The sequence below is a fragment of the Stieleria magnilauensis genome (genome assembly GCA_007753675.1).
Taxonomy (GTDB): Bacteria; Planctomycetota; Planctomycetia; order Pirellulales; family Pirellulaceae; genus Stieleria; species Stieleria magnilauensis.
The window spans coordinates 7,245,218-7,271,920 of the sequence record CP036432.1; the positions used below are offsets into that span (position 1 = coordinate 7,245,218).

Sequence of the window (26,703 nt, forward strand, 5' to 3'; positions counted from 1 at the left end):
TTGGTCAAAAGATTTGTTGGCCATTAGACGGCGTTGGCGGTGCGTTCTTCGTTGCCGCGGTGGCATCAACGTGGGGCTGCCAGATCCAGGAAGACCATGTGCGATGGGTTGCCGACGGCGGCGTAGTGGCCGGTGAACTGCAACTCGCCTGTCTTGCGATTGACGTTGAAGATCGCGATGTGGTCGGCTCGCTGATTCAAGCAGTAAAAGAATTGTCCGGTGGGATCAAAGCTGAAGCTGCGTGGGTAATTCCCTCGCGTCCACTCTTCGCCCACAAACGTCAGCTCTCCGTCGTCACCGACGGCAAAGATCCCCACGCTGTCGTGCAAGCGGTTGCCGGCATAAACAAACCGGCCGTCGTCGGACACCAAGATCTCTGAACAGAAATTGCTACCGACGAACTCCGGCGGCAGCGTCGAGACGGTTTGCCGCGCGGCCAAGCGTCCCGCGTCGGCGTCGTAGTCAAACAAGACAATCGTCGAACCTTCTTCCTGGATCGAATAGAACCAGCGACCGTTAGGGTGAAAATGGAAATGCCGCGGCCCATCGCCCGGTGGCAACGAAATCGCCGCCGGATCGTTGGGGGTCAAGACTCCGGTTGGTTCGTCGAATTGCCAAACAAAGATCTTGTCCAAGCCCAGGTCGGCGTGCAGCACATACTTTCCCGAAGGATCGGATTGGATCATGTGGGCGTGGGTGCGATCGTGGCCGCTGATGGCAAAGCTGCCCGCCGGCGCGTGGGTCGCCTGTGTCGGCCCGATCGTGCCGGCGTCCTGCTTGACCTGAACCGGTTCCCCCAATCGCCCGTCCGCGGCGACCGGCAGTACCGCAACGCTGCCGCCGAAATAGTTGGCAACCAGAACAAACCGTCCGCTGGGATGAATGCTGATGTAGGTCGGGCCGGCACCGCCACTGCGGACGGTGCCCATCAAGGTCAACTTGCCGCTGGATCGATCGATCGAAAACGTACTGACCGAACCTTCCTTGCCTTCACCGACCCGATCGGTTTCATTGGCCGAGTACAGCCGCGTTCCCGCAGCGTTAACGGCCAGACAACTGGGACTTGTCCCCATCCGCTCTGTGCCGACCTCCGTCAACTCTCCCGTGCCGCGATCGACTTGAAACAGATGGATCCCCCGCCCATTGCCCGGCGGCAGATCGACTTGAGTCGGCAGCACGTCCTGAAGCGGCGAGCTAAACGTGCCGACATAGGCGATCAACGGTGGGGCATCAGATTCTGCCTGGGCAACACCGTGGGCCACCGGGCCGACCGCGGCCAAGGCGACCGAGGTTTTTAAAAACGAACGTCGAGATCGAGAGAGTTGATTCATTACAACAAGTCACCGAGGGCGGGTAGGAGGGCGAGGACAGGGCGATCATTGTGATCGAAAGTCGATGGCTGCAACAACCCGCTTGGGGCCTGTTGATGAAAGCGGATATCCGCCAGCGCAGCGGTGATTCGCATCCGGGTGGATGGAGGAAACGCAATTGGGTCAAAACATTTTGTGGTCAAAAAATGACAGCACCAACGCAATCATCTTGGCATGCACAGCATGCCCTACGCGGCTAACGCAGCCCTATTGGCATGCACAGCATGCCCTACCCGAATGCACCCCATTTTTTGACCACCCCATTTTTTGACCAACAAATCTTCCTACCCCAAAATCTTCCTACCCCAAAATCTTCCTACCCCAAAATCTTCCTACCCTCAAAGCCTGTCGATCAGTGCCGATCGCAACCGCTCGGTCTCGCCGCGATCCAGTCCCGGTGGATCTTTTTCCAACAGCCATTGGACGTCCTCCAACCCCAGATTGATCCTTCCCGTCATCCCGCGCAACTGGGCTCGCAGCATGCGATATCGGAACTCTTCTGGATTGACCGCAACGATGGCGTCACAGTAGCGGAGCATTGCCTCGCCGTCGTTCTGGCGTCCGGCGACGCCGATCAAGTTATTCAGGATTCGGCTCAGGATTTCGATGTCGGTGGTGGCTTGTAAATCGGAAGGCCGGAGTGCTCGCCCGCCATGCAGCGCGACGATCTCGACGGCATCGGCGCGGCTGAGCAACTTGCCCCGCTCGAAGACGTCGATCAACTGTTCGTTCTCGTCATCGATAACGTGCTTGGACACGAAGTGCCCCGGCAAGCCGACGCCCTCGACCTTCATCCCCAGCCGACGTCCGAGTTCGATGTACAAGACGGACATCGTGATCGGCAGCCCTTCGCGATCGTCGATGACGCGATTCAAGTGGCTATTGGCGGCGTGGTAGTACTCGCTTCGACTGCCGTGGTATCCGTTTTCTTCAAACAGATAACGATGCAGGGCGTCGCGTTTCTCGGTCGCCGACGCGTCTTCCTTCAGTGTTTCCTGGATTTCTGCTGCCATTTCGTCGACGCGAGCGCGATAGGCATCGACATCCAAATCGGGGCTGTCCAGTCTTGCGATCAACAGCGATCCGACCAGCAGGCGTTGATCGGCGTCGGTTTGATCGAGTCGACTCAAACGATCGATCGTCTCGGCACGTTCGACGTCGTCGGCAAGCTGATGAAGTCGCTTGGCCTGTTTTTCGAGCTCGATCGCGCGTCGCGTCAATTCGCGTGATGCCAGTTCGCCCGACTTGCCGAGTTCGCGAATTTGATCGGTCCCGATTGAATCGAGGGGCAGCGCGGCGATCTCGAGTTCCGCGAGCGTGTTTTCGGCGGCTTCGGACAACATCGGTGAGGGCAACGCGGTGCCGAGCTGAAAGCCCGAGAATTCCGGCTCGGTCTCGCGAAACTTTGCCAGCCCGACTTGGCCTTCGGTGAGTTGTTGGTCATCGGATTCAATCACCATGCGTCCGTTGACAAAGCACATAATCGTGTCCGTCTCGATACGCACTTTCAATTGGTTCCATTGCCCGGGCAGATAGTGTTCCGTTTCCACTTCTTTCAGGATATCCCAGGAATACACCGACGCGCCGCGAAAGCACGTCAATCGCAACCGTCCGGCACTGGCGTAGAAACCGTAATGCTTATTTTGGCCGTCGCTGTGGAACGCCAATCCGGCGGCGCCGGATTCGTCATCCAGCCGAACCATCACGGCGACTTCAAAGGGGCGCTGGGGAACCTCTCGTTTGGACAGCAGCAATGAACGTCCGCCGAATCCATTGCCCTGGCCCAAAGCGACGATTCGTCCGCCGCGTTGCTGCCAGCGGGATCCCATCACGGGCGTCCATCGGTCCGCGTTGATCCGGCCGATCCGAACCCAGCGATCGATCGCGACGGGGTTTGGGTTCTCACGCAACGCGACCAGTTGGCTGACCGGGATGGCGAAACCCAAGTTATCATCGATGGACGATTTCATATTGATGATGCCATGCACTCGGCCTTCCAGATCGACCAGGGGGCCGCCACTGTTTCCCGGTTCGATCGGCATCGCCAACTGCAACAACTCGCGGCCTTCGACTTCGCGTCTGGCCGACACGATGCCTTCGACCACGCTGTTTCGCAGCCCCAGCGGATTGCCGAAGGCCAGCACGCGGATGCCTTGCTGAGAGGTATCGTCCTCGGCGAAAGGGAGCGCCGGCAGCTCGCTGGATCCGGGATCGACGCGAATGATGGCCAAGTCACTGGCGACGTCGGAGGCCTCAACGGCGAGGACTCTCAATTTTTTTCCGCCGGCCGTCTCCACCGTAAACGGACGTCCCTCGTTGATCACGTGAAAGTTCGTGGCGACCAGTCCGTCGGAATCGATGATGAATCCGGTGCCGATTCCCAATGGTTCACCGTCGCGGCCCCGGACCCGAATCGTTGTGACCGAAGGACGGATGTTGGCAATCAGTGATTGGTGGGATTGGTCGTCGGCCGGCAACGGAGACGCCGTGAAGACCGCGGTGATCATCAGCAGCGTCAACAGAATCAAATCGAATCGGTGCACTGTCACTCCTTGCATAAAAGAATCGTTCATGCCCTATGATAGCGGGATGCCAACGGATCATCAGGTTTCGCGTCGGGAAAAACAGCGGCGCGGACCGATTCTGCATGCGTTGCTTCGTGGGCACCGACAAGTATCAGGAGGTTGAGGATCGATGAGTGAGTTTCCCAAAGAGATGTTGCATCGGCTGAAAACGTGCGGCGTTGTCGCCGGTTTTTCGGTCGACAAGGTGGAGCATGCGGTGCCGCTGACCAAAGCGTTATTGGACGGGGGAATCAACGCGATTGAATTGATGCTCCGCACGCCGGCGGCAATGGCGGCGGTGATCGAAATCTGTGCCGAGGTGCCCGAGATGTTGGTCGGGGTCGGGACGATCCTGAGCCCGGCTTCGGTGCGGGAGGTCAAAGCCGCGGGCGCGGATTTCGGTGTCGCACCGGGAATGAATCCGCGCGTCATCGCTGCGGCTCAGGACATCGGCCTGCCCTTTGCCCCGGGGATCGCGACGCCGACGGATTTGGAAGCGGCCATTGAACTGGGCTGTCGCTTTGTCAAATTCTTCCCCGCCGAAGCGATGGGAGGCGTCACGTACCTGCGCAGTTTTGCCGCTCCCTACAAACACCTGGGCATCCAATACTTTCCGCTGGGCGGCATCAACGCCGACAACATGTCAGAGTACCTTCGCGAGCCCAACGTGCCGGCGGTCGGCGGATCGTGGATCGTCAAACAATCATTGGTAGACAACGAAGACTGGGCGGGAATCAGCTCCCGTGCGGCCGACGTCATGGGTAAATTGGAAAAGGATCAACGAAAATGAATCAAGTGGTCGTCAGCTTTGGAGAAATCATGGGTCGTTTGGCAGCACCGGGACATCTGCGGCTTCGCCAAACGCGGGAGTTGGAAGTCACCTATGCCGGGGCGGAAGCCAGCGTCGCCGAATCGATCAGCAACTTCGGCGGTGCGGCCCGCTTCGTCACGGCGCTACCCAAGCATGCATTGGCCGACGCGACGATCGATTCGATCCGCGCCCTTGGCGTCGATACCCGCTACGTGTTGCGGACCGACGAAGGGCGGCTGGGTCTGTATTTTTTGGAAACCGGCGCCAATCAACGCCCCAGCAATGTGATTTACGACCGTGCCGATTCGGCGATCGCGATCACCCCGGCGCAGCGCTACGACTGGGACGGGATCTTTGACGGCGCCCAGTGGTTGCACTTGTCGGGGATCACGCCGGCACTCTCCGAGAGCGCCGCCGAGGCGACATTGATCGCGGCACAAAAAGCCCAAGCCGTCGGTGCGACGGTGTCGATCGATCTCAACTTCCGCAGCAAACTGTGGAAATGGAACGCCACCCAAACACCGCGCCAACTGGCTCAGGCGACGATGCGAACGATCTTGCCTTTCGTCGACGTGGTGATCGCCAACGAAGAAGATTGCCATGATGTGCTCGGCATCCAAGCGGGCGAGACCAACGTCCACGCCGGAGCGTTGGACACGTCACGCTATCCCGATGTGGCGCGCCAGCTCGCGACGCAATTCCCCAACGTTTCCAAGGTCGCCATCACGCTTCGCGAAAGTCTCTCGGCGACACACAACAATTGGGGCGCGATGCTGTATGACACGGCATCCGATCAGCCCGTGTTCGCGCCGCTCGATGCGGACCACCACTACCAGCCCTATGAAATCAAAAACATCGTCGACCGGGTGGGCGGTGGCGATGCGTTTGCCGCGGGACTGATCTTTGCGCTGACGACACCTGACTTGAGCGAGTCGCAAACGGCGTTGAACTACGCCGTCGCCGCATCCTGTCTCAAGCATTCAATCAAAGGGGATTTTAACTACTCCACGCGAAACGAAGTCGAGGCCCTGATGGGTGGCTCTGCGTCGGGACGCGTGGTCCGATGAAACGGATAATTGGTCCAATGAAAAACGTACTCCTGATTCTATGTAGCCTGCCCCTGCTGTGCCTGTCCCAGACCGATTCGGCCCATGCTCAGCAGCGAGGCGTGATCAACAATGCGGAAAGCCCCCACGTCAAACTGAAAAGCATCGACATCGGCGATTGTCAGTGGACGTCAGGCTTCTGGGCCGACAAGTTCAAGCTGTGCGAAGAGGTGATGGTTCCGCACATGGGGATGCTGCTCAAGGGTGACCGCGGGCATGCGTACAACAACTTCAAGATCGCCGCGGGTCTCAAACAGGGCACACACCAAGGCATGCACTGGCACGATGGTGACTTCTACAAATGGATGGAAGCGGCCATGTATGTCTATGCCATCAACAAGGATCCGCAGATTCTGGAAGAACTGGATGAAATCATCGCGGTCATCGGGCAGGCCCAAGCAGACGATGGCTACTTGTCGACGCAAATCACCATCCCCGGACTCGAGCGGTTCTCCAATCGACAGTTTCACGAGCTCTACAACAGCGGGCATCTACTGACCAGCGCCTGCATTCACCATCGGGTCACCGGCAAGACCAACTTTTTGGACATTGCCGTCAAGCATGCCGACTATCTGTATGACCTGTTCGAGCCGCAACCGAAGGAACTAGCGCGGTTCGGATTCAATCAGACGCAAATCATGGGACTGGTCGAACTCTACCGCACCACGAAGGACAAGCGGTATCTGCAACTCGCCGAGATTTTCATCAACATGCGAGGAAAATCTCCGCCGGTGCCCGATGACACCGTGCGATACAAAATGGTCGGCGACATGGTTCAGGAACGCAAGCCGCTGCGGAAAGAAACCGAGGCAGTCGGCCATGCCGTGTTGGCGTTGTACTTTTATGCCGGTGCCGCCGATGTCGTCGCGGAAACGGGAGAACGGGCATTGATCGATGCCCTCGATCGACTTTGGGACAACGTGGTCCACAAGAAAATGTACATCACCGGTGCTTGTGGCCAAACGCACCATGGTGCGTCCAGCCGCGTCGACTTTGTCCACGAAGCATTCATCGGCGAATACATGATGCCCAACTTGACGGCCTACAACGAGACCTGTGCAAACCTTTGCAACGCGATGTTCAGCTTGCGCATGTTGGGGATTCACGGCGAATCGAAGTACGCCGACATCATGGAACTGGTGATGTTCAACAGCGGCCTGTCGGGGATCAGTGCCGACGGGACGCACTACATCTATTCCAACCCGCTGCGTGTGATCCACGGCGCCCGCGACTACTCGGCGCTGGTCACGGAAACCCCCGATCGCCAACCTTATCTCGAATGTTTCTGCTGCCCGCCGAATCTGGTCCGCACGGTGGCCCAGTTGTCCGGCTGGGCGTACAGCCTGTCGCCAGACGGTGTGGCGGTAAACCTGTATGGCGGCAATCGACTCGACACAACATTGCTGGATGGATCGACACTCAAACTGACCCAGGACACACACTACCCGTGGGAGGGCGCGGTCAAGATCACGATCCAGTCATGCAAGCCAACACCGTTTGAAATCATGTTGCGGATTCCCGATTGGGCCGAAGCAACCGAACTGCGCGTCAACGGCAAGGACGTCGGTGTCACGGCACGACCGGGAACGTACGCCAAGATCAAGCGATCATGGAAATCCGGCGATGTGATTGCGATCGACATGCCGATGGAAGCCAAGTTGATGGTCGGACACCCTCGTATCGAAGAGATTCGCAATCAGGCGGCGATCAAACGTGGGCCGGTCGTGTACTGCATCGAGTCACCCGACCTGCCAGAGAACACCAAGATTCTAGACGTCTTCCTGCCCACGGACATCGAACTGAAAACCAACGACGAGCCAACGTTCCTGGGCGGGATGACGACTTTGACCGGAAACGTGTTGCTCAACGCCAATCCACAAGTCGCCCTGTACCAAAATTTGGAAAAGCCAGCGTGGAAAAGCGTGGAAACCAAATTCGTGCCCTACTATGCCTGGTCCAACCGAGGCCGAAGTGAAATGTCGGTCTGGTTGCCGCTGGTTTGGAAATAGAGTCTTGAATCCTCGGACCAGCTCGGAAAGCGGCCAGAGCCTGATTTCACCGACGGATTCTGCCGATGAGGCAAAAATTGACATGCAAATGTCAATCTTGGCTATGGGATTCGACACCGCCTGTGCGACAATGTTTGCCCCGCCAAGCTGCCGCAAACCTGTTTCCCCATGAGTCCGGTGATGTTCCCGAGAAGGCTTCTAAGTACCGCGATCGCGCTGCCTACGATTTTGCTGCCCGCGATGATGTTGTCCGCGTTGATTTCGTGCCGTGGGTTCGCCGAGCAACCGCACCCGGCGACCCTGCCACATCCGGCGGTCGCCCCGGCCCTGAAATCCATTCAGTCGGTCAACGCGAGCGGAAGATTCAAACCGGAGTGGAAGTCGCTCGAGCAGTACCAGATCCCGCAGTGGTACAAGGACGCCAAGTTCGGAATCTTTATCCACTGGGGAGCGTACAGCGTTCCCGCCTACGGCAGCGAGTGGTATCCCCGGCAGATGTACATCAATCTTCCGCGACGTGGCGACAATTTCTTTGATCATCACATCAAAACGTACGGACCGCAGAGCAAATTTGGATACAAAGACTTCATCCCGCAGTTCAAGGCGGAGAAGTTTGACGCGGCCCGCTGGGCAAAGTTGTTCAAGGAGACCGGTGCGCGGTACGTCATCCCGGTGGCAGAACACCATGACGGATTCCCGATGTATGACTGCTCGTTCACACGCTGGGATGCCTCGGAAATGGGACCGAAGCGTGACGTGATCGAGGAGCTGTCGGTCGCCGTTCGCAACGAAGGCATGAAGTTTGGTGTCAGCAGCCACCGAGCGTTCAACTGGATGTACTACGTGCGTGACAAATCGTTCGACAACGCGGATCCGCAATATGCCGATCTGTATGGGCGTCCGATGCCGTTTCTCTTTAAAGCCGACGCGTGGGACTACAAGAGCCACTTCGTCCCCCAAGACGAACAGTTCAAGGATGACTGGCTGGCTCGTTCCTGCGAGTTGGTCGACAAGTATCAGCCCGACATCTTCTGGTTCGACTTCGGGATCACTCCCGGATTGCAAACCACCAACTACGAAGACAATCCGTTCGCCGGACACCTGAAGCAGTTTGCGGCCTACTACTACAACCAAACGGCAAAGCAATCGGGCCAGCCCGGGGTGATCAATTACAAGTGGGAAGCGTTCCCCGAGTCGGCCGCCGTTCTGGACAAAGAACGATCCAAGATGGCCGAGATCCGCAAGCCGTTCTGGCAAACCGACACCGCGGTCAGCGCCAGTTCATGGGGATACACGCGGAACCAACGATACAAGACGCCGGAACGATTGATCAATGATCTGGTCGATATCGTCAGCAAAAACGGTTGCCTGTTGCTGAACGTCGGCCCCCGCGCCGACGGCACAATCCCCGAAGAAGACCAAGCGATCCTCAAAGCCATCGGAAGCTGGCTGAAGATCAACGGGGAATCGATCTACGAGACCACCTACTGGAAAACGTTCGGCGAAGGCCCGACCGCAGTTTCCACCGGGCACACTTCGGAAGCCAAGGACAAACCGTTCACCGCAGCGGACCTTCGGTTCACCGCCCGCGGCGACGACACGCTGTATGTCACCGGGCTGAAGTGGCCGTCCGGTGGACGCATCACGGTCAAGACATTGGCCAGCGACAGCGAACACTATCAGGGTGAAATCAGGTCGATCACGATGCTGGGGTCCGACCAGAAACTGGAGTGGTCGCGCGACGAAAACGGGCTCACGGTGCAACTGCCGACGACCAAACCGTCCGAGTTTGCCTATGTCTTGAAAGTCACCCAATAGCCGAAGGAATCGGGCAGCCTCAGGATGAGCCTGTTGTGGCGTACGCTTCCAGCTTGCCAATCGAGCGCAAGCATCGGGAGCATCCAGCCTGCGAATCGAGTTGGAAAAAGATTTGCCAGTGGATCAACGGCCTCTCCGTTTGTCTTCATTTAGCGGTGTGGGGTTGCATCCCGCACACGCTAGCACGGGCCACGCAGCGTCTCTCGCTGACGCGTCGCACTTGATGTGATCGCGTTGAGTTCGCAAGATCGACGAACTCGACAGGCAGCCAAGACAGGGGCGAAAAACCGTTCCAGTTTATTTCCCCCAAAGTTAAACGAATTCGTATCCCTTTCGATTGACGGGTTCATCGGCCCTCCAGATAATCTGCTTCGTGGTGACCATCTGTCGATTGGTCACTGGCGTTCAATCTAAGGTGCCATGCCATGGGTACGGTAGTTTCCGGGTTGGGTGCTTCTCTCACTTTGCCGAGGCGGCAGCGAGCAAGCAAGTGGAAGGGTTTTTCGAAGACTCGCCGTTCCATCAATCGCCGTTCGAGGGCGCTGCATTTAGAGCGGCTTGAATCACGGCAACTTCTTGCCGCGGTGATCCAGGACGCGAGCGTCTCGGGCAGCGGTTGGAACTCGGTTTTCCAAGATCACCTCAGCTCACAAGGACTCGGAACCATTGGGTTTCGTCTGCTGCCCGGACAAACCGCGCAGGTGTTGCCCTGGAAAAACTTGAACCAGGTCAAGTTCAAGTTCAGCGAACACGTTAACGTCCGTTTCGATGACCTTCGTATTCAAGGGGTCAATTCCGGCTTGGCCATCGTGCCGCGTGCGGAGGACTTGCACTACGACGGCAACACTTTCATCGCAACCTGGACGCTACCGAGCGAATTAGGCAAAGACAAGTTTGCCATTCGATTAAGTGATCGCATCACCAACGGCATCGGGACGTCGCTCGATGGAGACTTTCTGGGGGCTTACCCGACGGGCAATGCCACACCAGGCGGCGACTTCGTCTATACGTTCGACGTCGTCCCCGGGGACGGGGATCGCAACGGTGTGACCAACGTGATCGATGGGATTGGACTTCGCAGCCGACTGTTTGCCCGCCCGGCCAACGACAACTATTCCGCCTACTTCGACTTCGACGGATCTGGACAAATCAACGTCTTGGACGGATTGAGGATTCGCGAAAACCTGTTCGCGCGGTTACCGGCGGGGTCACTGGACTTGACAGGGCCGACGCTTCACGCCGCCCTGCTGAACGACACCGCACCGGGAGGGCTGACGAACACCGATCGCCTGACCTTTGATGCAACCATTTCGGGAACCGTTTCGGATCCGTTGGGGTCCCTTTCGGTGGAAGCCCATCTGGACGGCACGACGACGATCAGCGTCCCGGTCAATCCTGACGGCTCGTTCTCCTTCGATCCCAAGACGATCCCGGGGTTTGCCGATGGCGGCCATCAGGTTCGCATCGTCGCCCGCGACGGTTTTGGCAATCCGACCTCCCTGAATCTCGATTTCATCCTCGACACCTTGCCTCCCGCAGCACCCGCGCTCGATCTTTCCGCGGGCTCTGGCGCTGTCGGGCCGCGAACCACCAACGCATCACGCGTCACCTTGGTGGGCAGTACCGACCCCAACGTCTCGGTCGCACTCGCCCCGGTTGCTGCGACATCGCTTAGCTCTAATACCGGTGCCGTTCAGTTCGCGTCCGTTGAACTTCAGGTTGGCTCGAATCCATTCACAGCAATTGCCACCGACGCGGCCGGCAACTCGACTGTCGCCAATTTTAATCTCGAGCGAGTGATTCAGACCGGCTCGCAGGATCCGGTCTTGCGTTGGAATCAAGTCACCCTCGATGCGATTACCTTTGATGCATCGTCACCGACCTACGCGTCACGGGCAATAGCGATCGTTCATGCGGCGATCTATGACGCGGTGGCTTCGTTGGAGGGACGTCCCGGATACTACGTTTCGTTGCTGCCGCCGCCGGGCGCCTCTTTGGAAGCGGCCGTCTCCGGCGCCGCCTACCACGTTTTGAATGACTTATATCCGGGGCAACAATCCTTCCTGGATGCCAACCTGCAGGCGGCACTGGCGGTCGTTCCCGAGGGCTCTGGCAAGACTGCCGGCGTGACGTTCGGCCGGTCCGTCGCCGATGCGATCCTCGCCATGCGGGCGGGTGACGGCTGGAATGCGTTCGTGGACTACGTTCCCGGCACCGTTCCCGGTGCCTGGCTTCCCACCGGCCCGACCTATGCCCAGGCACTGCATCCCCAATGGGCAAACTTGACGCCGTTTGCGATGACGACTGCCGACCAGTTCTTACCGGCCGGGCCGCCGGACCTTTCCAGCCAAGCGTGGGCGAACGCTTACAACGAAGTCAAGTCACTCGGTCAACTGAACAGTCCCTCTCGAACCGCCGATCAAACCGAGATCGCCCGGTTCTGGGCTGACGGCGCGGGAACCTCAACCCCCGTCGGTCACTGGAACGTGATCGCCGGCGACGCCGCACTCACGGCGGGCAACAGCATTTCTGAAAACGCGAGACTGTTCGCTGCGCTCAATCTCTCCCTCGGTGATGCCGCGATCGTCGCTTGGAACGCGAAATACCGGTATGACTTTTGGCGCCCCGAGACGGCGATCCGCGCGGGCTCCAGCGACGGCAACGCCGCAACGCTCGCGGATCCGTCGTGGACGCCGCTTGTGATTTCACCACCGTTTCCCGAATACGTTTCCGGACACAGCACCTACAGCGGCGCAGCAGCAGCGATTCTGACGGCGACGTTCGGCCCCGGCTTTTCCTTCGTCGCCACCTCGGCGAGCCTGCCCGGCGTCAGCCGCGCGTTCAACAACTTCGACGAGGCGGCTGAGGAAGCGGGCCGTAGCCGCGTTTACGGCGGGATTCACTACGACTTCTCCAATCGAGACGGGCTGGAGGCGGGCCGGTCCCTGGCTTCTTATGTGCTCGGCACCTTCACGACGTCGGTCGATCAAATCGCTCCGACGGTCATTCTTGTTTCGCCTAACACGGCGATCGCGACCCAACAAAACGTGACCGTGACCGGCCGGGTGCTCGACAACCTCTCGGGCGTCGCGACGTTGGAGGCACAACTGGACAACGGTGCGTTTGGCCCCTTGAGTTTCGATGCCGATGGAAACTTTTCCGTCCAAACCACCTTGCCATTGGACGGCACGGCAGACGGCGCGCACGCGTTGAAGTTGCGCGCGACCGACTACGCGGGCAACACGTCCGGCATCAAACAGTTGGACTTTGTGCTGGACACCATCGCCCCGGCCTTGACGGTTGACCTGCCGCCGGCCGGCGCAACCCTGGCCGCCGGGGCAAGGCTAACCGGCAGCGTTTCGGGTACCGGCGCGGCACTCGTGTCGCTGACCTACAACTTCAACGGCGGAGCCGCCCGCTCGTTCCTGACATCGAAGGCGGGTGGTGCGTTCAACACGGCACTTGATTTATCGACGTTGACCGCCGGGACGCACACGTTGAACGTGGTCGCGCGCGACGCGGCAGGCAATGTCACCACCGTTTCTCGTTCGGTGACGCTGCCCGAGCTGATTCCGCTAACCATCACACACGTCACCCCCGCAGCGGGCTCCAGTGATGTGGGGTCGACCTATCGACCACAAGTCTTCTTTTCGCGGCCCGTGAACGTTGGCTCGCTCAATGCGACGAACTTCTATGCCACCGACACCACCGGAACCAAGATCCCAGCGAGGATCGTTCCCGCCGCCGATGGTCGTTTCGCGTGGCTGTTCTTCAACCAACCCCTACCGAGTGCATCGACGGTCACCGTGCACGTCGTCGGTGACACGATCTTGGCGGCCGATGGTGGTCAACCGCTTGATGCCGACGGAAACGGAACAGCCGGAGGAACGTTTTCTTATCGCTTCACGACAGTCAGTCTGGTTCCGCTGGCGGGCACCAGTCTGTCCGGGCGGGTCTATGATCCGGGCGTCGATTTAAAACCGATGACCTTTGACGATTTCCGTGCCGGACCCGATGGTGCCTTGCACACCGCGGACGACATCTTTTTGAATCCGCTCGCGGGTGTCAAAGTCTTCATTCTCGGTCTCGAGAACCAATCCGTGACGACCGATGCTCAAGGCTATTTCAGCTTTGCCTCGGTGCCGGCGGGAAACATCAAATTGGCGATCGACGGCCGCACGGCGACCAATGCCCCGGCAGGATTCTATTTCCCTGAAATGGTGATGGACCTGGAAATCCTGGTCGGACAGGCGAACACCGTGATGGGCACCATGGGAACGCGGGCACAGCGCGAAGCGAACCTGGATCGGTTAGAAACCTACCTGCCGAGAATCAAGTCTTCGATCCTGCAGTCGGTCAGCGATTCGGCCGCCACCACGATCGGTGTCGACGCTGAATCCGCACCGAATCTGACACCACAGCAACGGCAGTACTTGCAACTGGAAATCCAACCGGCAAGTCTGATCGGACCAGACGGTCAACCGATCACAGGTGGACAGGTGGGGATCAGCGCCGTCCCGCCGGAACTGGTCCGCGACATGTTGCCCGCGGGGCTGTTGCAGCACACCTTTGACATCACGATTCAAGCACCGGATGCGGCGGCCTTCGCGACGCCGCTGCAGATCACGTTTCCCAACGTGTTCAACGCGGCTCCCGGCACGAAGCTGAATTTCTTGAGTTTCGATCACACCACGGGACGACTGGTGATCGAAGGCACGGCGACGGTTTCCGAAGACGGTCTGTCGGTCACCTCGGATCCCGGAACGGGAATCACCAAACCGGGTTGGCATGGACTAACACCGCCAATCACGCAACCAAAAAAGCCTGATGATTGCACACCATTTCGAGGATACAACGCATATATCGTTTGCGCGAAGGCCTACTTCTCAACGTTCGTTTCAAATTTCAAGAACACCTTCAACTACGCATCGTCAAAACGCGCGGCGGAGGCAGCGAGGGATGCCTGTGTCAAGGTTGCTGAATTGTGTGCTGGCGGTGGTTCTAGTGGCGGCACGGACGGGAATGCCCCTCCGCCATTTGAACTGAACACGGAATCGCAATCGAATCTTCCGATCAGCGATCCTCTGTTGCAATTGATTGCGAATATGAGGGCAATCCAAGACTCAATCCAAACAGATCTTGATCTGTCGCAGGACATTGCAAATCAGATTGAGCAATTGATAGGAAACGCCCAAAGCGAAGCGGAACTAACCCAACAGCAGCGTGATCAATTGGCAACGCTGGAGTCAAATCTGATCGCTCTGTTTGAGGGGCAAACTCCGGCAGAGAGATTCGCAGCCAGAATGGCTGAATACGAAGACCTGTTGTTCGATGCGGACCTGGAACTTCAACATTTTGTCAGTGAAAAGTACTTTTACTATTTGGAGAACTTGGATAACGGATTTGTGATCCGAGGCACTACGGAACGCGACGGATCGATAACTGACATCGCCCTGCAGCCAAACTCGCATTATCTCCTGCGTCTGGTTGGTGCATCCAGTTTTCAAGTCCGTGAAACGATCGTCATTACAGCCTCTTCGGGTGAGTCAACTTCGATCTGCTTCCGACCGATCGTTGTTGACTCAAGCGTTGATTCTGATTTTGATGGCTTGACCGACCTAGTCGAATCGATCATCGGCACCAATCCGACGAATGCAGATAGTGACCTCGATGGTATCTCTGACCGAGCCGAGATCGAGCAAGGTCTTGACCCGCTCTCCGGTTTGGCGTTTCCAACCGGCGTGGTTGCGTCTCTGCTGATTCAGGGGGAAGCCACTGAGATCAGACTGGTGGGTTCAGTTCTTGACACCGGTGACCAAATGGCATACGTCGCCACCGGTAGCTATGGCCTTGCGATCATTGACGTCAGTCAACTGCAAATGCCGGTCGTAGTCAGTCAGCTCATGCTCAACGGCAATGCCCTTGATTTAGACATCTCGCCATCACAGAATCTTGCCGCGGTCGCGACTGGGATCTACGGGATACAAATCGTCGATGTCGCCGCTGCGACTTCGCCGACGTTGCTGCAGTCGGTGCCATTGCCGGGCGGCGCCACTCGCGTCGAAATCTATGACGGCCTCATCTATGCAGGGTCGCCGCAAAGCGACCGACTGCACATCATCGATTTAGCTACCGGCGAGTTGCTCGAATCGATCACCATCGGCGGCGGCATCGTCGACCTGGCCCGCGAAGGTTCCCTCCTGTACGCGCTGACCGGCAACCAACAACTTCGTGCCATCGACATCAGCCATTTCAGCGCGGTCGTGCGCGGCTCTCTGACGTTGCCGCAAGCCGGCCGCAAAGTGTTCGTCGGCAACGGGGTCGCCTACATCGGCGCCGACCCGGGTTTCGGACAAGGGTTCATGACGGCCAATGTGGCCGATCCCGACAACCTGATTCTGCTGAGCGATGTCGACGCCAATAATATCGCCGGCACCGCAATCGTCGCCAACGGTTCCGGTTTGGGCATCTCCGTCGGCGATCTGGGCTTCGGCGTCGACAGCGTGCTGCACGTCGTGGATGTCTCCGATCCGACCAATACAAGTGCTTTCGTAACACAGTATTCGTTGCCGTCCGATCCACGAAGTGTCGCCTTGGGCGCCGGCATCGCCTTTGTCGCCAACGGTGTCAACGGATTGCAAGTCGTGAACTATCGTTCGTTCGATAATCTCGGCCAAGCTCCCGTCATTTCGATCTCAAGCCCGGTTCAGGATATTGATGGGGGCGCTGCCGGCATTCAGATCGTCGAAGGAACTTCGATTCCGATTCAAGTCTCGATCACCGACGATGTCCAGGTTCGAAACGTCGAACTCTTGGTCAACGGACAAGTCGTGCAAAACGACGTGGCGTTCCCCTTTGACTTCATCGCCATCGCCCCCGCATTAGCCGGCGGCCCCTCCTCGGTCTCCATCCAAGTTCGGGCAATCGACACCGGTGGCAATACCTCGCTCTCGAACATCTTGTCCTATGACTTGGTCGCCGACTCCATCGCACCATCGGTGGTCGGCACGACCCCGCAATCCGGTCAGAAGGTTTTCTTCACCCCGTCGATTGATGTTCGCTTTGACGAACCGTTGAACACAGCCCTTGTCAACGCGGGCGGTGTCTCACTGATTTTCCTCGGCGCCGACGGAGTGGTTGGCGGTGGCGATGACCAGACGGTCCCGCTGCGATCCGTCGAATCCCGAGTGCTGGGACGTCGCCTTTCGATCTATCCGGCCAATCTGCTGGACACCGGAAACTATCAGGTCACCCTCGACCCGTCGATCGTCGCCGATCGCGCCGGGAACCACCTTGCCGCCCCCTTCAGTTTCGAATTCACAATCCGTCCGGCCAGTGATTTGAAGGCCCAGAGCGGGTTCCCAAGGGTCGGGCGTGCACCGTCGGCCAATGCCGGTCAAGAAATCGGATTCCATTTTCCCGGCGGTGTCGATGAGAACTTGCGAGTGACCTTTCCCACAATCGATGTCAATGGCAACCTCGGATCAATTGAGGTAGCCCCGTCACGATTCGACGGCATCGTCAACAACGCCTTCTTTGTCGTCCCGATGAACGCCACAACGGGAGACATCAACAGCACCGCGTTTGTCGACGGGCCATTGCCATTGCAGATCGTGCCGACGCTTAACGACGTGCGGCAGGATTCGACGCCTTACCACAACGGACAGCTTGTGTTGTTCGGCAGCGGTTTCGCCGAAGGCGGGGTGACGATCCACTTCGGTGCCCAGTCGTTGATCGACGGCAGTACCTTCAGCGGACCGGATGTGTATTACAGCGCCGACTTCAGCTTCGAAAACGGCAGCATCTACTTGACCGTTCCAACCGCAGTGCCCTTCGGTCCGATCAGCGTCAGCACCCTCGGTGGCACCAGCGCCGCGTTCCCGTTGACCTTCAGCGGCATCACTTCGACCGCCGACAGCGGCACGCCCGCCGACGCGTTGGCGGCTTCCGCCAACCCCGGGCAGGCCATCACACTCTCCGGCAGCGGCTTCGATGCGTCCAGTGACGTCGTGTTCCAAGTCATCGACATCAACGGCATCGTCAGCCAACAAGTCGTTCGCCCGCTGGCCGTTGAACCCGATGGATCGCAACTGACCGTCGTCGTCCCGATGAACGCCTTCACCGGAACCGTCGGCGTCGTCGGCGACCAGAACAACACCCAAGCACGCTTGCAGATCGTGCCGGTGCTCGACAACGTCGACTTCACCTCGATCGCCGCCGACCGATCCAGCGGACAAGTCATCCTGTCCGGACGCGGATTCGTCGAAGGCAACAACAGTGTTTACACGTTCGGTGGCATACAGTTGACCGATACGGGTGTCAGTGAGGGTCCCGACGTGTACTACAGCGTCGATTTCGGCTTCCACAACGGCACTGTGCACCTGGCTTTACCGACCGACGGCAACTTCCACGGCGCCGTCACCGTCATGACCGCCGGGGGAACCAGTGCGGCCTTTGCGGTCGGTTACAACGATCTGATCGCTCTGGCTGCCAGCGGAACGCCCGCCAACGCGGCAGATGCTTCCGCCAACCCCGGACAGACCTTCACGGTCAGCGGAACCGGACTGAGCATGACGACCGATCTGCTGGCCCAGTACCTTGACCTCGGCGGAACACTGCAAACGCAGTTGCTCAATCCGCACTTCGTCAACGTTGCGGGAACCGAAGCCACCTTCCTGGTGCCGAAGTATTTCAACGGTGCGTTCTCCGTCCATGTCATCGGTTCGGCTGCCGAGCACCTGCTGCAGATCGTGCCGATCGTCACCGGCCTGAACGTCAACGGCAACGGCGCAGTCGAAGTGTTGGGCAGCGGTTTTGTCGAAGGCAACAACAGCCTGTACGTCTTCGGAAGTTCACAGCTGACCGACATCGACGTCAACGCCGGACCGGACGTCTACTACAGCAGCGACTTCAGCTTCCAGAACGGACGCGTGCTGTTGAGTCTGCCCAGACACGGCTTTGAATCCTTCACCGCAACAACTACAGGCGGCAGCAGCGTCGCGATCTCGACCCACTTCCTGCATCCCGCCGCAGGCATTCTTTATGACGTGGCCGTCGATCCGACCAACGGCAAGGTGTTCGTCGTCACCATCTCACAAATCCTGCAAATCGATCCGGCCAACGGCCAGACCCTGGCGGCGTTCAGTCTGCCCGGCGGCAACAGCGGCAACACGGGGCTGCAGGTTCTGCCGACCGCGATGACGCTCTCCGGAGTCGCGATACCGGCCGGAAGCCTGCTGGTCACCAACGGCGGCGCAAGCACTGACAAGGTCTATGCGGTCAACCCCAACACCGGCGTCATCCTGGCCACACGCGACCTGGGACTCAACCATGATCCGGTCGCCGGAGTGTATCACCCGACCAGCGGCAGCCTGTTCCTGCTCGACGGCAGCCCCGATCAGTTGCTGCAGATCGATCCGACCAGCGGCGCTGTGTTGAACAGTTTTGCACTGCCGATCGACGTCAACTACGGCGGACTGGCCATCGATCCGGTCACCGGCAACCTCTGGATCGGATCCAGCCAAACGACCTCGGTCAGCGAATACACCACCGCCGGCGTGCTGGTCCGCTCCGTCAACCTGTCCGCTCAAGGACTCGGCAACGAACTTTCCGGACTGGCCTTCGATGCGGCCGGTCGACTGTTCGTCAGTTCCAACAACGGCGTCGTGTACCGTCTGGACCTCGCGCCGATCGCCGCTCCCGCTCCCGTTTTGTCGTCGATCAGCGCGACCGCCAAGGACGGGAATCCGGCAAGCGGTGCCACCGCATCGGCCAACGTGGCCCAGTCGATCGAACTGATCGGAACGAACTTCACCGCCGCCACACGCGTCGTCTTTTCGACCCGTGACAACCACGGTGTCGTCGGCAGCGTGGAAGTGCTACCGACGGCGGTCCGTGGTGACGGCACGCGATTGGAAGTGATCGTTCCGGATCTGGCGCAGACCGGATCGGTGTCGCTTCTCGGTGGCAGCGGCGGTGTCGACTTGCACATCGTCCCGGTGCTCAGCGGCATCAGCGGTCGCGCCGGAGTGGACGCCTTCTTCAGCCTGTTCGGTTCGGGATTCATGGAAGGTGCCAGCACGGTCACGATCGGAGGCGTCACGCTCACCGATCAGTACACCAACGCGGTCGACGGCGATGTCTCGGGCAGCCGCAACAGCCAGTTCGATTTATTGGCCCGGTTTGCCGTCGAAGGCACGATCACGGTGGCGACCGCCGGTGGTTCGTTCAGCTTTGTCGGTCCCGTGGACGCCTTGCCGCCGTTCGTTGAATTTGGCGGCATCAGCGCCAATCCCCAGAGCGGTGTCGCGGTCAATGCGTCGGTCGCGTCGGCCAACACCGGTCAGCCGATCACGCTGATCGGCCGCGGTTTTACCAGCAACACGCTGGTCCAGTTTGAAGCGGTCGATGCGAGCGGCGTGGCCGGACGCTTGGTCCGCAGCGGCACGATCAACAGTGACGGCACACGGTTGACCGTCACCGTCCCCGCGCTGGCCCGCAGCGGGATGGTGAAAGTCATCGGCAGCACTGCCGAATTCCCCCTCCAGATCGTGCCGACGCTGCGTTCGGTCGGTGGATCGGTAACAGCGGGCAACTCGATTTTGTTGGAAGGTACCGGACTGGTCGAAGGCGGCTTGACGGTCACGATCGATGGTCAGGTTGTCAGCGGCCTTGATGTCTTGGTGATTTCCGATCAGGGACTCGACCAACAAGTCGTCGACCTGACCGTGCCCGCCGGAGTCTCGGCCGGAGTGGTCGTGGTCAGCACGGCCGGAGGCAGTTTCACGCTCCGTCCGGCCGCGACGATCGTGACCGAGTCCGACCTGTTCCTCGGCCCGGACACCGGCGACACGCTGGCGACCGCGGAGGTGCTCGTCGACCTTTTGATCAACCGTCGGCTGAACGTCCACTCGCAGAGCATCGGTGACAATGATTTCATTGCCCAAGACGTGGACCTGTATCGATTCACGGCCAATGCGGGCGATGTGATCGGCATCGATGTGATCCGGCAGGCCCCCTTCAGCCTGGTCAACTCCTACGTTCGCCTGTTCGATGCCACGGGCAACGAATTGGCATCCGACGTCAATAGCGGACCGGACGGCAATTCGCGTTTGACCGATGTCCGCTTGCCCGCCGCCGGCGATTACTACATCGGCATCAGCAGCTGGGTGAACAACGGCTACGATCCCTCAGTCGCTAATAGCGGCGCAAACGCCTTCTACACCGGCCCCTATCAGTTGACCGTCCAACGCGTCGACGGCGGCAGCACGTCGCTGACGGGCATCGTCGCTGCGGCAGACAGCGGCACGGCGGCACGGTCGGGCATCGCCGCGGCCAATGTGGGTCAAACCATCACGATCCAAGGTGCCGGGCTGCAGGACGGAGACCGGGTCGTGTTCACCACCATCGACCTCAGCGGCAATCTCACCACGTCAGTCGTGACGCCGACGTCGGTCGCCGCTGATGGCCTGAGTCTGGAAGTCCAGGTCCCTTTCAACGCGGCCAGCGGCATGGTCCGTTTGGAACGTGAAAACGTCGGCCAGTTCTTGCAGATCGTGCCGACGCTTCACGACGTGCGTCAAGATTCGACGCTTTACCACAACGGGCAGCTTGTGTTGTTCGGCAGCGGTTTCGCCGAGGGTGGCGTGACGATCCACTTCGGCGCCCAGTCGCTGATCGACGGCAGCACCTCCAGCGGACCGGATGTGTATTACAGCGCCGACTTCAGCTTCGAAAACGGCAGCATCTACTTGACGGTTCCAACCGCAGTGCCCTTCGGTCCGATCAGCGTCAGCACCCTCGGTGGCACCAGCGCCGCGTTCCCGTTGACCTTCAGCGGCATCACTTCGACCGCCGACAGCGGCACGCCCGCCGACGCGTTGGCGGCTTCCGCCAACCCCGGGCAGGCCATCACACTCTCCGGCAGCGGCTTCGATGCGTCCAGTGACGTCGTGTTCCAAGTCATCGACATCAACGGCATCGTCAGCCAACAAGTCGTTCGCCCGCTGGCCGTTGAACCCGATGGATCGCAACTAACCGTCGTCGTCCCGATGAACGCCTTCACCGGAACCGTCGGCGTCGTCGGCGACCAGAACAACACCCAAGCACGCTTGCAGATCGTGCCGGTGCTCGACAACGTCGACTTCACCTCGATCGCCGCCGACCGATCCAGCGGACAAGTCATCCTGTCCGGACGCGGATTCGTCGAAGGCAACAACAGTGTTTACACGTTCGGTGGCATACAGTTGACCGATACGGGTGTCAGTGAGGGTCCCGACGTGTACTACAGCGTCGACTTCGGCTTCCACAACGGCACTGTGCATCTGGCTTTACCGACCGACGGCAACTTCCACGGCGCCGTCACCGTCATGACCGCCGGGGGAACCAGTGCGGCCTTTGCGGTCGGTTACAACGATCTGATCGCTCTGGCTGCCAGCGGAACGCCCGCCAACGCGGCAGATGCTTCCGCCAACCCCGGACAGACCTTCACGGTCAGCGGAACCGGACTGAGCATGACGACCGATCTGCTGGCCCAGTACCGTGACCTCGGCGGAACACTGCAAACGCAGTTGCTCAATCCGCACTTCGTCAACGTTGCCGGAACCGAAGCCACCTTCCTGGTGCCGAAGTATTTCAACGGCGCGTTCTCCGTCCATGTCATCGGTTCGGCTGCCGAGCACCTGCTGCAGATCGTGCCGATCGTCACCGGCCTGAACGTCAACGGCAACGGCGCAGTCGAAGTGTTGGGCAGCGGTTTTGTCGAAGGCAACAACAGCCTGTACGTCTTCGGAAGTTCACAGCTGACCGACATCGACGTCAACGCCGGACCGGACGTCTACTACAGCAGCGACTTCAGCTTCCAGAACGGACGCGTGCTGTTGAGTCTGCCCAGACACGGCTTTGAATCCTTCACCGCAACAACTACAGGCGGCAGCAGCGTCGCGATCTCGACCCACTTCCTGCATCCCGCCGCAGGCATTCTTTATGACGTGGCCGTCGATCCGACCAACGGCAAGGTGTTCGTCGTCACCATCTCACAAATCCTGCAAATCGATCCGGCCAACGGCCAGACCCTGGCGGCGTTCAGTCTGCCCGGCGGCAACAGCGGCAACACGGGGCTGCAGGTTCTGCCGACCGCGATGACGCTCTCCGGAGTCGCGATACCGGCCGGAAGCCTGCTGGTCACCAACGGCGGCGCAAGCACTGACAAGGTCTATGCGGTCAACCCCAACACCGGCGTCATCCTGGCCACACGCGACCTGGGACTCAACCATGATCCGGTCGCCGGAGTGTATCACCCGACCAGCGGCAGCCTGTTCCTGCTCGACGGCAGCCCCGATCAGTTGCTGCAGATCGATCCGACCAGCGGCGCTGTGTTGAACAGTTTTGCACTGCCGATCGACGTCAACTACGGCGGACTGGCCATCGATCCGGTCACCGGCAACCTCTGGATCGGATCCAGCCAAACGACCTCGGTCAGCGAATACACCACCGCCGGCGTGCTGGTCCGCTCCGTCAACCTGTCCGCTCAAGGACTCGGCAACGAACTTTCCGGACTGGCCTTCGATGCGGCCGGTCGACTGTTCGTCAGTTCCAACAACGGCGTCGTGTACCGTCTGGACCTCGCGCCGATCGCCGCTCCCGCTCCCGTTTTGTCGTCGATCAGCGCGACCGCCAAGGACGGGAATCCGGCAAGCGGTGCCACCGCATCGGCCAACGTGGCCCAGTCGATCGAACTGATCGGAACGAACTTCACCGCCGCCACACGCGTCGTCTTTTCGACCCGTGACAACCACGGTGTCGTCGGCAGCGTGGAAGTGCTACCGACGGCGGTCCGTGGTGACGGCACGCGATTGGAAGTGATCGTTCCGGATCTGGCGCAGACCGGATCGGTGTCGCTTCTCGGTGGCAGCGGCGGTGTCGACTTGCACATCGTCCCGGTGCTCAGCGGCATCAGCGGTCGCGCCGGAGTGGACGCCTTCTTCAGCCTGTTCGGTTCGGGATTCATGGAAGGTGCCAGCACGGTCACGATCGGAGGCGTCACGCTCACCGATCAGTACACCAACGCGGTCGACGGCGATGTCTCGGGCAGCCGCAACAACCAGTTCGATTTATTGGCCCGGTTTGCCGTCGAAGGCACGATCACGGTGGCGACCGCCGGTGGTTCGTTCAGCTTTGTCGGTCCCGTGGACGCCTTGCCGCCGTTCGTTGAATTTGGCGGCATCAGCGCCAATCCCCAGAGCGGTGTCGCGGTCAATGCGTCGGTCGCGTCGGCCAACACCGGTCAGCCGATCACGCTGATCGGCCGCGGTTTTACCAGCAACACGCTGGTCCAGTTTGAAGCGGTCGATGCGAGCGGCGTGGCCGGACGCTTGGTCCGCAGCGGCACGATCAACAGTGACGGCACACGGTTGACCGTCACCGTCCCCGCGCTGGCCCGCAGCGGGATGGTGAAAGTCATCGGCAGCACTGCCGAATTCCCCCTCCAGATCGTGCCGACGCTGCGTTCGGTCGGTGGATCGGTAACAGCGGGCAACTCGATTTTGTTGGAAGGTACCGGACTGGTCGAAGGCGGCTTGACGGTCACGATCGATGGTCAGGTTGTCAGCGGCCTTGATGTCTTGGTGATTTCCGATCAGGGTCTCGACCAACAAGTCGTCGACCTGACCGTGCCCGCCGGGGTTTCTGACGGAGTGGTCGTGGTCAGCACGGCCGGAGGCAGTTTCACGCTCCGTCCGGCGGCGACGATCGTGACCGAGTCCGACCTGTTCCTCGGCCCGGATACCGGCGACACGCTGGCGACCGCGGAGGTGCTCGTCAACCTTTTGATCAACCGTCGGCTGAACGTCCACTCGCAGAGCATCGGTGACAATGATTTCATTGCCCAAGACGTGGACCTGTATCGATTCACGGCCAATGCGGGCGATGTGATCGGCATCGATGTGATCCGGCAGGCCCCCTTCAGCCTGGTCAACTCCTACGTTCGCCTGTTCGATGCCACGGGCAACGAATTGGCATCCGACGTCAATAGCGGACCGGACGGCAATTCGCGTTTGACCGATGTCCGCTTGCCCGCCGCCGGCGATTACTACATCGGCATCAGCAGCTGGGTGAACACAAGCTACGATCCCTCAGTCGCTAATAGCGGCACGAGCGCATTTTACACCGGCCCCTATCAGTTGACCGTCCAGCGCGTCGACGGCGGCAGCACGTCGCTGACGGGCATCGTCGCTGCGGCAGACAGCGGCACGGCGGCACGGTCGGGCATCGCCGCGGCCAATGTGGGTCAAACCATCACGATTCAAGGTGCCGGGCTGCAGGACGGAGACCGGGTCGTGTTCACCACCATCGACCTCAACGGTAATCTCACCACGTCAGTCGTGACGCCGGCTTCGGTCGCCGCTGATGGCCTGAGTCTGGAAGTCCAGGTCCCTTTCAACGCGGCCAGCGGCATGGTCCGTTTGGAACGTGAAAACGTCGGCCAGTTCTTGCAGATCGTGCCGACGCTTCACGACGTGCGTCAAGATTCGACGCTTTACCACAACGGGCAGCTTGTGTTGTTCGGCAGCGGTTTCGCCGAGGGTGGCGTGACGATCCACTTCGGTGCCCAGCCGTTGATCGACGGCAGTACCTTCAGCGGACCGGATGTGTATTACAGCGCCGACTTCAGCTTCGAAAACGGCAGCATCTACTTGACCGTTCCAAACGGAGTGCCCTTCGGTCCGATCAGCGTCAGCACCCTCGGCGGCACCAGCGCCGCGTTCCCGTTGACCTTCAGCGGCATCACTTCGACTGCCGACAGCGGCACGCCCGCCAACGCCCTCGAGGCTTCCGCCAACCCCGGTCAGGCCATCACGCTCTCCGGTAGCGGGTTCGATGCGTCCAGTGACGTCGTGTTCCAAGTCATCGACATCAACGGAATCGTCAGCCAACAAGTCGTTCGCCCGCTGGCCGTTGAACCCGATGGTTCACAACTGACCGTCGTTGTCCCGATGAACGCCTTCACCGGAACCGTCGGCGTTGTCGGCGACCAGAACAACACCCAAGCACGCTTGCAGATCGTGCCGGTGGTGACGTCATTCGACCTAACGGGAGGCAACGGGTCCGTCACGATCTTTGGCAGTGGATTGATCGAGGGTAACGATAGCGTGTACACCTTTGGAACGACGCAGTTGACCGATAGCAGCGTCAGCGGCGGTCCCGACGTGTACTACAGCGCTGACTTCAGCTTCCAAAACGGACGTGTGTTCTTGAACCTGCCACCGCACGGCTTTGGGGAACTCATCGTGACGACCGCTGGCGGCAGCAGTGTGCCGATCGCGATGGGTTTTGCGTTCCCGGCTGTGGGTACGATTTACGATGTGGCGTTGGATTCGGTCAGCGGCGACCTGTTTGTAGCGACGTCTTCGCAGATTTTGCGTGTCGACGCGGTCAGCGGCCAAACGTTAGCGGCGTTCAACCTGCCCGGCGGCAACAGCACCAACACGGGGCTGCAAGTTTTGCCGACCGCGATGACCCTCGGCGGAGTCGGTGTTTCCGCCGGAAGCCTGCTGGTCACCAACGGCAGCGTCAGCTTTGACAAACTGTACGCAGTCGATCCCACGACGGGTGTGATCCTGGCGACACTCGATCTGGGACAAAACATCGATCCGGTGGCCGGTGTCTACGATCCAACCAGCGGCAGCCTGTTTCTGCTTGACCGCAACGCGAACCTGCTCTGGCAGATCGATCCATCGACCGGCGCCGTCCAAAACAGCTTTGCATTGGCAATCGACGTCTTCCACGGCGGGCTCGCACTTGATCCGGTCAGTGGCAACCTGTGGATCGGTACTAGCCAAAGCACAACGGTCAGCGAGTACACCCTGACCGGATCGCTGGTTCGCACGGTCGATCTGGCGGCGCAAGGACTCGGCAACGAGCTCACCGGTCTGGTCTTCGATTTGGCCGGCCAGCTACTGGCGGCGTCCACGCTGGGCGTCGTCTATCGATTCGATTTAAACGTCTAACCCCTTACTCATGAAGCAA

The 26,703-nt window shown here is 59.8% G+C and carries 7 protein-coding genes; 5 read left to right on the top strand and 2 right to left on the bottom strand.

Annotated elements, in window-relative coordinates:
• Positions 1-65: 65 nt before the first annotated feature.
• Complete coding sequence (locus TBK1r_RS25970; RefSeq protein ID WP_145217546.1) at positions 66-1,331, bottom strand: lactonase family protein; 1,266 nt, start codon at positions 1,329-1,331, stop codon at positions 66-68.
• 377 nt (positions 1,332-1,708) lie between these two features.
• Positions 1,709-3,913, bottom strand: coding sequence for a transglutaminase family protein (locus TBK1r_RS25975; RefSeq protein ID WP_419580401.1), 2,205 nt, complete (start codon positions 3,911-3,913; stop codon positions 1,709-1,711).
• A 151-nt stretch (positions 3,914-4,064) separates the two neighbouring features.
• On the opposite strand from TBK1r_RS25975, the gene TBK1r_RS25980 reads away from it, so the two are divergent.
• From TBK1r_RS25980 to TBK1r_RS26000, 5 genes are all read left to right on the top strand, one after another.
• Positions 4,065-4,724 carry a bifunctional 4-hydroxy-2-oxoglutarate aldolase/2-dehydro-3-deoxy-phosphogluconate aldolase gene (locus TBK1r_RS25980; RefSeq protein WP_145217553.1) on the top strand — a complete coding sequence of 220 codons (660 nt, stop codon included), beginning with the start codon at positions 4,065-4,067 and terminating at the stop codon, positions 4,722-4,724.
• Positions 4,721-5,812, top strand: coding sequence for a sugar kinase (locus TBK1r_RS25985; protein WP_145217556.1), 1,092 nt, complete (start codon positions 4,721-4,723; stop codon positions 5,810-5,812). Before TBK1r_RS25980 ends, TBK1r_RS25985 begins: the two co-directional genes overlap by 4 nt.
• 17 nt (positions 5,813-5,829) lie before the next feature.
• A complete protein-coding gene (locus TBK1r_RS25990; protein WP_145217559.1) occupies positions 5,830-7,860 on the top strand; it encodes a glycoside hydrolase family 127 protein in 2,031 nt (676 codons plus the stop codon).
• Between the two features lie 243 nt (positions 7,861-8,103).
• Complete coding sequence (locus TBK1r_RS25995; protein ID WP_419581596.1) at positions 8,104-9,678, top strand: alpha-L-fucosidase; 1,575 nt, start codon at positions 8,104-8,106, stop codon at positions 9,676-9,678.
• A gap of 584 nt (positions 9,679-10,262) precedes the next feature.
• A complete protein-coding gene (locus tag TBK1r_RS26000) occupies positions 10,263-26,684 on the top strand; it encodes an Ig-like domain-containing protein (protein WP_419580402.1) in 16,422 nt (5,473 codons plus the stop codon).
• The last annotated feature ends 19 nt before the right edge of the window (positions 26,685-26,703 follow it).